Raw genomic sequence first — 10,979 nt, 5'->3', positions numbered from 1 at the left:
CTGCAATAGTTGAGTCCCACGAATCCACATCTTAGCAGGACTGAAAGTATGCATCCATGTGATCACACCGGCAACTGAATCATCATGATTAGCATCCTTCATCAGCTTAGTAATGTTATCAGCTTTAGTAGCTGTCAGTTTAAATTCAATTGGGTAAGGTAAGTTGCCGGACTTGTTTAATTTATCAACAATATCTTTGGCATCTTTTTCAACGGACTTTAACTGTTCGTCACCATATAAAAATTGACTGCCAGTAACAAACCAAAACTTATAATCTGGGGTACTTAACATAATAGAATATCTCCTTTTTATTTAATAATTTGGTTAACTTATTTAATAATGTTGAGTCGTTATCACACTTGAACATTAGCTAATTGAATCGATAGCTTGTAACTCAACATTTAGACCCTTTTTATACTTTTCAATGAACTCATTGCAGCCCTTGACACCTTCTGCATTAGGATCAACGGTCGTACTCTGAGGATCAACAAAGACGCGATTATCTAAGAAATCAGCTAAGCTTTCATTCTCAGCATTATTAGCTTTTGCCAAGGTATATAGGCCCAAAACAGCCATCCCCCATGGCCCACCTTCGCCAGCATTACTCATCACTGTAATTGGTGTATTCAATGCATCAGCCAACACCTGCTGACCAATTTCTGGTGTCTTAAACAAACCACCTTGCGCAATGAATACATCTGCTTTAATATGTTCCTCATTTGCCAAAATATCATTACCAATTTTCAGAGGAGCAAACGCAGAATAGAGATGGGTCTTCATGAAGTTAGGTAAATTAAATTTACTATTAGGTGTTCGCACAAACATTGGCCGACCAGCAGGCATCTTAGTAATATTCTCGCCTGATAGATAAGCATAACTCAGTAAATCACCCGCGTTAGAATCAGCACGTTTGCTGCTGTTAAATAAGGCACCATACAAATCGTTAGGCTTTAAGTCAACGCCAATTTCTTTAGCAAATTCATTAAATAAGCTGACCCAAGCGTTAATGTCAGACGAACAATTATTAGTGTGCACCATTGCAACCGGTGCGCCATCTGGCGTGGTTACCATATCAATATCACGGTGGACACTATTCATCGGTTGATCTAGAACAACCATTGAAAAGGCGGAAGTTCCTGCCGAAATGTTACCAGTTCGTTTACGAACGGCATTCGTTGAAACCATACCAGTACCAGCATCACCTTCAGGCGGCGCCATTAACGAACCAGCTTGAAGCGTACCGCTAGGATCCAGTAACTTAGCGCCCTTTTCAGTTAACTTACCAGCAGTCTCTCCTGCTTTTTTGATCTGTGGTAAAATATCACTCAAATTCCAGATATATTGTCTAACCGTCTTCAACTGATTAAACTTATCAATCATTTCTGTTGAGTAAGTCTGAGTGTCATCATCAATTGGGAAAACGCCTGACGCATCACCAATTCCCAATACTTTTTCGTCAGAAAGCTTCCAAGTCACATAACCTGCTAAGCTAGTAATAAAGTTAATGTCCTTGACGTGATCTTCCTGATTTAAAATAGCTTGATAAAGATGTGCGATACTCCAACGTTGTGGAATATTAAAATTAAATAATTTTGTTAATTCATCAGCAGCTTGTTCGGTAATATTATTACGCCAAGTTCTGAATGGTACCAAAAGGTTCCCCTCTTTATCAAATGGCATATAGCCATGCATCATGGCACTAATACCAATCGATCCAATATTCTTTAAAGAAACCCCAAAAGTACTCTGTACATTGTCAGCCATTTCTTTATAACTCGACTGAATCCCTTGCCAAATTTCATCAACTGGATAGGTCCAAATATTATTGACCAATTTATTTTCCCAGTTAAAATCACCTGAGGCAACGGTTTGAAAATCATTTGTCACTAAAACGGCTTTAATACGGGTTGACCCAAGTTCAATACCAAGTGCAACCTGGCCAGCAACAATTTTTTCTTTGCCATGATTAATGTCCATTTCAAACCCTCCGAACGCTTTATTAGCTATAAAGCAATTAAATAAACCGCTTACAATGGTTATTGTATGGTATTTGTTAGTATAAATCAACACATTTTTAAATTTATACGTATGATTATTTTGCTCAAAATCAAAAGAATTCTTACCAGTACTCTCTTATCAATTCACAATCATTTTTTATTTTTTAACAAAAATTCCCCTCCAACCAGCCAAGCCGAACTTCCGGCTTGCCCACCTAGAGGGGAATTTTAATATTTACTTCATTTTATACATACATTACTTAAGATACGTATTCTTAAAGTTATAGTTAGCACCCGCTGAATTATAAACAACGTTCTTCACGTTCGGGCTAAAGAGCCATGGAGCTGATGATTGATACAGTGGTGTAATCCCTTGATCCTTCAACAGGATGTTTTGGGCCTTGACCATATCGTCCCAACGTTGCTCCGGCTTGTTCGCATCCGTTGTGTTGGAAGCCTTGATCAACTGATCATAGGTATTGTTTGACCAGTCCGAGATGTTGCTTGGATTACCCTTCGTGTAAATGTTCAAGAATGTGATTGGGTCTGAGAAGTCCGCGAACCAGTTAGCAGAAGTGACTTGATAATGCCGTGATGCTTGTCGTGCTAACACGGTCCGGAACGGGATACTTGAAACGGAAACTTTCAAACCTGGCAGATTCTTTTGCAGAGTGCTTTGGAGGTATTCGTTCACTTGCTTACCAGCATCCGTATCAGCACCTAAAATAGTGAATTTAGGATTAGTGATCCCGGTTTCTCTAAGACCTTGTTGCCATAAGATCTTCGCTTGCTTCGGATTGTACTTCATAGAAGCTGGCGCAGTGGTATCTGCAGTAAAGTCTTTACCCGTCTTAGGATTAGTTGCTAAGCCTTTAGAGACGAAACTGTTATTAACGATTGAACCATCACCCAAGACCTTCTTCGTGATCTGCTGACGGTTGATGGCCATAGAAATCGCTTCACGAATCTTCAAGTTCTTAAATAATTTCATACGCTGGTTCAAAGCCAGGTAGTAACTGCTTGATTGCGGCCGTGAGATGAGGTTCTTGTTGTTCTTAAGGTTCTTGGCTTGATTACCAGTCAATGGCGCACCAATTAACTTCTTTGAATTGTATTGGTTCAAAGCCGTCTGGTTATCCTTAACAACTTGATACTTAATAAAACTCATCTTTACGGCTTTCTTATCCCAGTAAGTGTTGTTCTTGGCTAAGGTCCAAGTCGTACCAGTCCCGTTCCACTTAGTCAGTCTGTACGGGCCGTTGTAAACCATGCGGTCACTTCTGGTCCCATAGCCGTTACCGTATTTATCGACCACTTTTTGGTTTTGCGGATAAAAGACTGGGAAGCCCAGTAGCAACTTGAAGTACGGAATTTGATGATCCAGATTGATCGTCAATTGATACTTACCGGTAGCCTTAATACCCAAAGTATTTGGCGCCATCTTGCCCTTGGAAATGGCATCGGCATTCTTAATACCGCTAAACAAATACGAATACTGCGAAGCGGTTTTCGGGTTCACAGTTCGTTGCCAGGAATAAACGAAGTCTTTGGCGGTAACGGTATCACCGTTGCTCCACTTAGTATTGTGGCGCATATCAATGACGTAATGGCGACCATTATTAGTTTGCGTCAGCTTAGTGGCTAATCCCGTTTCAGGCTTACTGTGATTTCCTAAACGGTATAATCCTTCGTTCGTGTTATTTAACATATCAAACGTACCTAAAGCAGTGGATTTTGAAAGATCAATTGTTGATAACTCACTGTCGGTGGGCATTGTAAACGTCTGTTTCTTGCTGGCACTATTACTAGAGCCGCAAGCACTGAGTATTAGCGCTAACCCGGCTAGGCTAGCGGTAACCGCCCATTTTGGATTGAACTTCATATTGTTTTCCTCCTAGACAACTCATCTGAATCACAACATCAACTATTCATATTCTATCACATTTATGAGTAAATACACATATTAATTTAATGTTTATTTAATACTGTTAATCGTTATTTCATTAAAATTGTTATCATCGGTTGATTATCAAGCGGAATTCATTGCCGTCCCTCAAAAGAATCTGTTATGCTCAAACTAAAAAGTGAGGTTAACTGACATGAAAAAATTAACTGTCCCACTCATTGCGCAACGTCCGGAATTGCCAACTGGCTGTGAGATCACGGCAGTCACGATGCTCCTGCAAGCCGTTGGCATACCGGTCAATAAAGTCCAACTAGCCCACGAAATGCCTTATGACGCAAGCGACTGCAATCAAGGGTTCGTAGGCGATCCGTTTACTGAGAACGGCAATAGCATCTACCCACCTGCTCTCATTAAATTGATCACTAAATACGCTGGTCACGCTACCGACCTAACGGGTGCTTCGTTATCAGTCTTAAAAGCACAGATCGACCAGAATCATCCCGTGGTGGTCTGGGTCGGCGAATTTGACGGCTTTCACACCCACGCTTTAACAATGATCGGATACGATGCTGACAACGTCATCGTCAACGACTGCTGGACGGCAAAAACTGAAAAAATATCCAATCAGCAATTTGCCGAAATTCGGGCACATTTGGGTAACCGTGCCATCACCATCTAAAAAGAACCATTGATAACCTCAACACGGTCATCAATGGTTCTTTGATTATACTTTTAATGCTGTCCGATCATTTTCATCGGCTAAGTAGGCCCGGCCAGTATTTTTAACAATGACACAGTTCGTCAAATACTGATTAAGCCGCTGCTTAAACGAATTAAACAGCTCGTCGTAGGAAATCTCGGTTTCTCCCTTGTTATACAATACCTGTACAAAGTCATCGTATTCATCTTCAATGAGTTCATTGATACTGCGGACGTTTAAATAACTGGGTGGATTGTTCCCATGTTTATGATAATTCTGAGCACTAGCAACTTCCTTATCCAAAACGTCTGGGGTTATTCCCATTGCCTTGATGATATCCTCAGATGATGGCAAGCCGAATTTTTCAACAATCTCATCGGGCTCCATGTTAGATTGAGGCATCTATAGATCACTTCCAGATTTTTTTATTTAAGTTTATTGGAACTTGATAACGAATGAATTTTAAGAAAACTGAGCAACTAAGCAATTCGAATGACTAGACGGCTGTTTTGTACACCGAACACCGTATGCTGACAAAAACGGTTCATGACTGTTTTTAGAAAAACGGCCACAATCCCTGCCAGCTGAGAAGCATCATGGCCACTAATCGCTGGCTGATGATAGCGAATGGTCAAAATCGCCTGGTGATGCTGATGATCAGCACGAACCGCAGCTAATCTGGCCGTTCCTTTTTCCTTACCAGCGGCGTATGGAACCTCCGTCTGCCACTCATCCGTCCACGGACTCTGCGAGAGTAATAGTTCGTGAATTGCCATTTCCAACTGCCGGCCAGTCGTGACGTGCCGCTGATTACAATGATCCAGCCAGTCAATATAAACTGGCAACTGAAAGACAAGTGTGGTATTGATATAGCTCCCCTACTTCCCAAAAATTCATTGTTGCACAAAGTATACAACGGATAACTAAAATGGCTATAAGAAATTATCCATCTTTAATTTAAATTAAAAACTTTTGTAAACCCATTTTCTATAATGTGTTCCACGGATAGTTAAAAAATAATAGTTGTCTCATTTTAAATTGATTTTAAATTTTAAAAGAAGCGCAACCACAACAACCGTGACTGCGCTTCACCATTAATTTCTACCCTATTTGATGGCTAATAACGTTGGGTATTCACTTAAGAATTGCGCCACAGCACCAATTAAATTAGATGCATTACAAAACCGGCAACGATCAATATCCGTTGTAACAGTTGCACCTTTTTGCTTTAAAAGTGTCCCTACTCGATTACGAATCATCTCTAAAAAATCATCGCGAATCGAAATACCTCCACCAATCAATAATCGATCAGGATTAAAACTCGTAATCAAATTATAGACTTCTAAGCTTAGCCAATGAACCATATCATTAATACAATTTTGGGCTAACTTGTCACCCTGTTTGGCTTTTTCAAAAATCTGGGGTGCATCTACTGGCGCTAGTGACTCACTTATCCGGGTATATTTTTTAGCCATTTGCACGGGACTGCCTAAGTCACTTAGGGTTTTATTTTGACCATTCAAAATACTGTAGCCAAATTCACCCATGAAATGATCATGACCCGTTAATAACTGGCCATCTTGAATAATGCTACCGCCAATACCTGTACCAATAATTAGCAGCGCTACCGACGATACGTCTTTAGCGTTACCAATCCACGTCTCCGCCAATCCCGCACAGTTAGCGTCATTTTGAATCGTTACTGGCAGTTGAAAATCATCGCTTAGTTCTTTTCGAATTGCAAACCCATTAAGGTATGGCACTGCAGTAGTCCCCGAAATTTGGCCCTTCTTAATATCCACACTGCCGGGTAAACTGATTGCAACCCCGCGAATAGGTTGAGTGATTTGACTGGGCAAGCTTAACAACTTATCGTGCATTTCTGCCCAGGTTTTAGGCGTCTTAAAGCTGCCAGAATTTTCCAATTGCTGGTTCCAATAACCATATTTGACCGATGTGCCACCAATATCGACTGCCAATAAACCATTGTCATCTTGTTGTGTCGGCATTATCATCACCTAATTTCTCGCCATTCGTTGCAATCACGTTTTGATACCAGTAAAACGAATCCTTACGGTAACGCTTCATAGTACCACTACCGTCATCGTCACGATCGACATAAATAAAGCCATAGCGCTTGGATAACTGACCCGTACTTGCTGAGACAATATCAATGGCACTCCAAGGAGTGTAGCCCATCACGTCAATGCCATCATCGTTAATTGCTAGTTTCATTTGTTGAATATGGTCTCGTAGATACTTGACGCGATACCCATCGTGAATTTGATGATCCGCTTCTAACTGATCAATAGCACCAATTCCGTTTTCAACGACAAAGAGTGGCAAATGATAGCGATCATTCATCCAATTTAGCGCATAACGTAACCCTTTAGGATCAACCTGCCACCCCCAATCCGACTGTGGCACGTGGTTATTTGCTACCAAGTCTGTCGCTTCATTATAGGAATAGTACTCATCCTCACCTGGTCTGGCTGCCGTTGCAAATGACATATAGTAACTAAAGCCAAGGTAATCCACTCGGCCTTGCTTCAAAGTTGCAAGATCCTCATCCGTAATGTCCAGATTAAATTTCTTGGCAGCTTGATATTGACGTAACCAACTTGGATAGCTGCCTTCAACTTGAACGTCTGAGAACCAGAATCTGGCTTGCATTGCCCGTTGTGCTTTCAGAACATCATCCGGCTTATCGGTTGCCGGATAAACGGGTGAAAATGCCACCATTGCCCCAATTAATAGATTTGGGTTCAATTGATGCGCAAACTGAACCACTTTAGCACTAGCAACAACTTCATAGTGGGCAGCTTGATACATGACTGCTTCAGCGTCCTCGCCTTTATGAATCTGAACACCCGAATTGGTAAACAGTGTAAATGCTCGATCATAATTTGTCTGGTTATTGATTTCATTAAATGTCAGCCAATATTTGACCTTATGTTGATACCGGTCAATAACCACCTTCGCAAATTTCACAAATGCATCCAATACTTTTCGGCTGCGAAAGCCGCCATATTCAGTTACCAAGTGGTAAGGCATTTCAAAATGTGAAAGTGTCACTACTGGTTCGATCTTGTATTTATGGCACTCATCAAATAACCGATCGTAAAATTGCAAGCCGGCTTCGTTTGGTTCATTTTCATCACCGTTGGGAAAAATTCTAGACCAGGCAATTGAAGTTCGGAAACATTTAAAGCCCATTTCCGCAAAGAGTTTCACGTCTTCGGGATATTGATGATAAAAGTCGATTCCTTCGTGGTTAGGATAAAATTCACCATCTTTCACACCATCCGTGATTCGCCGTTCGTCAAAATTACCAGCCGCTGTCATCACATCGGCAACACTTAAACCTTTTCCATCAACGTTATAAGCACCCTCTGCTTGATGAGCAGCAATTGCGCCGCCCCATAAAAAATTCTTTGGTACTTGCATAGATTTTCCCTCCTAATAATCGACAAAAGAAGCCCAAATACCTATCTCTTGTGGGTATCTGAGCTCCTTAGAAAACAATATATAACTATCCAGTGATTAATTTAATGATGCAGGATCAGTCTAGTACCTTTCATATGAAGAACCTGATGAATCGCCATGGACGCACCGCCTAACAATGTCGCGTAGTGAACATCTTTTGACATTACTAACGGGGGAACTAACGGCAAAAACGTCAATTTCATTTGAATGTTCTTCAGTATTTCTGGCAGACTGTCGATTAACGGTGAATTATAGAAGATCATTTGCGGATCATAAGCAGAGATCAAATGGCTAGTCACGATTGCTAAATAGTAGCAAAACGATTCAATGAGCTTCACTATTTGATCATCATGGTTTTTATAATCCTCAATTAGCATAGTAAGGTTGTAATCCTTATTTTTCTTAACAACACAGGCTTTGTCAACAATTGCATCCAACGACCATTCTGATTCAAAAGTCGGTAGCTTCGTCAGTCGCTCCTGACCCTTGGCTGTATTCGGAATTAACATCCGCCCAATCTCACCTGCTTGACCATAATTACCAGTGTACAGATGAGCACCAATGATCACACCAGCACCAACACCTCCGTGAATACTAATTGATACCAAATTTTGTAATTCCTGTTTGCTAAAATCTTCTTCAAAAATTGCTGACAGGTTAGCCTCATTTTCAATAATCACGGGTACTTGATACTTATCCTGAAAATAGTCAACAAGGTTAACGTCATCGTAATCGATAAAATCTGAGGTCACAATTTCGTTCTTATAGACCACGCCAAAGATTGCAATTGAAATCGCCTGCAACCCATTGACGAAGTGAAAGTCCGGCAACTGTTCAATCAGTTCATCCATTTTTTTTAAAATAACCGATATCGGCTGATGATTAATTGATTCAACATTATACTCTAGTACCCGGCCATCGAATTTAGTCGCCAGCATTTCAACCTGAGAATCCGAAATACTGAAATTAACGGTATACCCAAACTCAGCATTGTATTCAACTAGTTCAGGCTTTCGCCCACTACTGCCATTGCTTGACCGACCTTCACCGATGCTCTTAACCAATTGACGATCCAGAAATTGACCAACAATATCTGATACCGTCACCTTATTAAGACCAACTTTTTGGGAGATTTCGTTCCGTGATAGTGGTGCATTGTTAACAATCTCAGCCAGCACTGAATGTTCGTTATGGCCACGCATAATGTCTTTATTAATAATCATCCGAATCGCTCATTTCTCATCATTATTCTGCTTCAGCATTCTCTCTTGCATGCTTAGCAGCTAAATCACTTTGCATCTTCTTTTCAATTCCATCTACATGATAGAACAATAATGCAATGGCGGATAGTGCAAATCCGAGAAGTGGAACCCAAATATAGTTCATTTCAATACCGTGTAAAGCTGAAGCACTCTGGGCATGGTTAGCAACATAACCGGTTGATGAAAGGATGGCACCAGTGATGGCACCGCCAATACCCATACCAAGCTTAGCTGAGAAACTTGAGAATGAAGTGACGATACCCTCTGCACGGACACCGTTCTTCCATTCACCATAGTCAACAGCATCGGCTAACATAACAGCAATCAAGCCTGAAACGTAACCAGTACCTAAGTAACCAACGATGGTAGCAAAGACGATCATACCAACACTTAAGTGTGATGCACCTAAGTCCAACAGAAGTTGACCGACACAAGCCAAGATCATCCCACCAAGCATCGTGTTACGCTTACCAATTAATTTCGAAGTCAACGGCGTCAATACAACGGCGACTAAGGCAACTAATTGCAAGCTCAGTACCAGTGAAGCTAAGCCCGCGTTATGCATGTTGTACTTAAAGAAGTAAACCGTAACTTGTGAACGGGTCTGCATCCCTAACCAGTAAATGAAGTTAATAAAGATGATGATTGCCCATGGCCAGTTCTTCTTAAGTGCTTTTAAGGATTCTTTAATTGGAATTGACTTACGTGAACTCTTAGTTTGGACACGTTCGTGAGTGTTTTTAAAGACAATTGCGAACAGGATAACAACAATAATACCAACAACTAATGCCCAAATGAACCAGCCACGTTTGCTGGTAGTAGAACCACCGATCCATGCGACCATGCCTAAAGTAATACCAGTAATGATAGTAGCACCGGCAGTACCCATGAATTGACGAATTGTTGACAAAGTGACACGTTCTTGCGGATTACTTGTTAATGATGGCAAAATCGAAGTAATTGGAATGTTAACTGATGAATAGAGAATATCAACACCAATATAAGTAATGTATGCCCAAATAAGTTTACCAGTTAAGCTTAAGTTAGGAGTGGTAAAGACAAGCACACAGAAGACCGCAAATGGTATCGAGAACCATAACCAGTACGGCCGACTCTTGCCCCATTTAGTATGGGTATGATCAATCATAATTCCCCAGAATGGCCCATCAAAGGCATCCACGATCCGGGCAACTAAGAACAATGTACCAACTGCAGCGGCACTAATACCAAATGTATCAGTGTAGAAAATCATTAAGTAGGTTCCGACCATTTGAAATGACAAGTTACATGCAAAGTCACTCAAACTATAGGAGAAACGCTCTTTCCAGGGCACCTGATTCTTTTGTTCAGGTGCTATTTCATCGGGCTGAGAAACATTTTGACTCATAATTGACACCTCGCTGAATTTTATTTTGATTATTAATAAGTTCAACTTTCAAATCAAATAATACTGTAACCGGTTCCAAATGTCAACAAAGATTTAAGCTTCTATAACTCATTAATAATTTTAATTACCTATATATAAGCCTTTATAGCATATAAATTATTTAATTTTAAACTATGAAAGCGTTGACAAAACTTTGAAAATCAATTACACTAATCGTGATTATTAATAAGTTCAGTTTCTA

Annotated in this window: 9 protein-coding genes and 1 pseudogene; 1 reads left to right on the top strand and 9 read right to left on the bottom strand. The window is 40.5% G+C overall.

Annotated elements, in window-relative coordinates; all coding sequences use genetic code 11:
- The 3 genes and pseudogenes from CES79_RS11555 to CES79_RS11545 form a co-directional block, all read right to left on the bottom strand.
- Window positions 1-291 (bottom strand): annotated as a pseudogene (locus CES79_RS11555) (L-arabinose isomerase); the annotation flags it as partial.
- Between the two features lie 75 nt (window positions 292-366).
- Complete coding sequence (locus tag CES79_RS11550; protein WP_089137289.1) at window positions 367-1,977, bottom strand: xylulokinase; 1,611 nt, start codon at window positions 1,975-1,977, stop codon at window positions 367-369.
- Window positions 1,978-2,253: 276 nt separating this feature from the next.
- A complete protein-coding gene (locus tag CES79_RS11545) occupies window positions 2,254-3,879 on the bottom strand; it encodes a peptide ABC transporter substrate-binding protein (RefSeq protein ID WP_089137288.1) in 1,626 nt (541 codons plus the stop codon).
- A gap of 217 nt (window positions 3,880-4,096) precedes the next feature.
- Between CES79_RS11545 and CES79_RS11540 the strand changes: the two genes are divergently transcribed.
- The gene (locus tag CES79_RS11540; RefSeq protein WP_089137287.1) at window positions 4,097-4,582 is read left to right on the top strand and encodes a C39 family peptidase; all 486 of its coding nucleotides are present in this window, start codon (window positions 4,097-4,099) and stop codon (window positions 4,580-4,582) included.
- Between the two features lie 45 nt (window positions 4,583-4,627).
- Here CES79_RS11540 and CES79_RS11535 read toward each other — a convergent pair whose 3' ends face one another.
- The 6 genes from CES79_RS11535 to CES79_RS11510 all read right to left on the bottom strand — a co-directional run bounded on the left by CES79_RS11535 (window position 4,628) and on the right by CES79_RS11510 (window position 10,738).
- Window positions 4,628-5,005, bottom strand: coding sequence for a hypothetical protein (locus CES79_RS11535; protein WP_054656231.1), 378 nt, complete (start codon window positions 5,003-5,005; stop codon window positions 4,628-4,630).
- Between the two features lie 77 nt (window positions 5,006-5,082).
- Complete coding sequence (locus CES79_RS11530) at window positions 5,083-5,448, bottom strand: hypothetical protein (RefSeq protein ID WP_054656234.1); 366 nt, start codon at window positions 5,446-5,448, stop codon at window positions 5,083-5,085.
- 261 nt (window positions 5,449-5,709) lie between these two features.
- Complete coding sequence (locus CES79_RS11525; protein WP_089137286.1) at window positions 5,710-6,612, bottom strand: ROK family protein; 903 nt, start codon at window positions 6,610-6,612, stop codon at window positions 5,710-5,712.
- The gene (locus CES79_RS11520) at window positions 6,593-8,050 is read right to left on the bottom strand and encodes a 6-phospho-beta-glucosidase (protein WP_089137285.1); all 1,458 of its coding nucleotides are present in this window, start codon (window positions 8,048-8,050) and stop codon (window positions 6,593-6,595) included. The genes CES79_RS11525 and CES79_RS11520 overlap by 20 nt, the downstream gene beginning before the upstream one ends.
- A 101-nt stretch (window positions 8,051-8,151) precedes the next feature.
- Entirely contained in the window at window positions 8,152-9,312 is a 1,161-nt protein-coding gene (locus CES79_RS11515; RefSeq protein WP_054656236.1) for an ROK family transcriptional regulator, read from the bottom strand.
- A 22-nt stretch (window positions 9,313-9,334) separates the two neighbouring features.
- On the bottom strand, window positions 9,335-10,738 hold the full coding sequence (locus CES79_RS11510) for an MFS transporter (protein WP_089137284.1): 1,404 nt from the start codon (window positions 10,736-10,738) through the stop codon (window positions 9,335-9,337).
- Between the last annotated feature and the right edge of the window lie 241 nt (window positions 10,739-10,979).

The sequence above is a fragment of the Secundilactobacillus silagei JCM 19001 genome (assembly GCF_002217945.1).
Lineage (GTDB): Bacteria > Bacillota > Bacilli > Lactobacillales > Lactobacillaceae > Secundilactobacillus > Secundilactobacillus silagei.
Note: the sequence above shows the minus strand (reverse complement) of the source record. Positions and strands in the feature narration are given on the sequence as shown.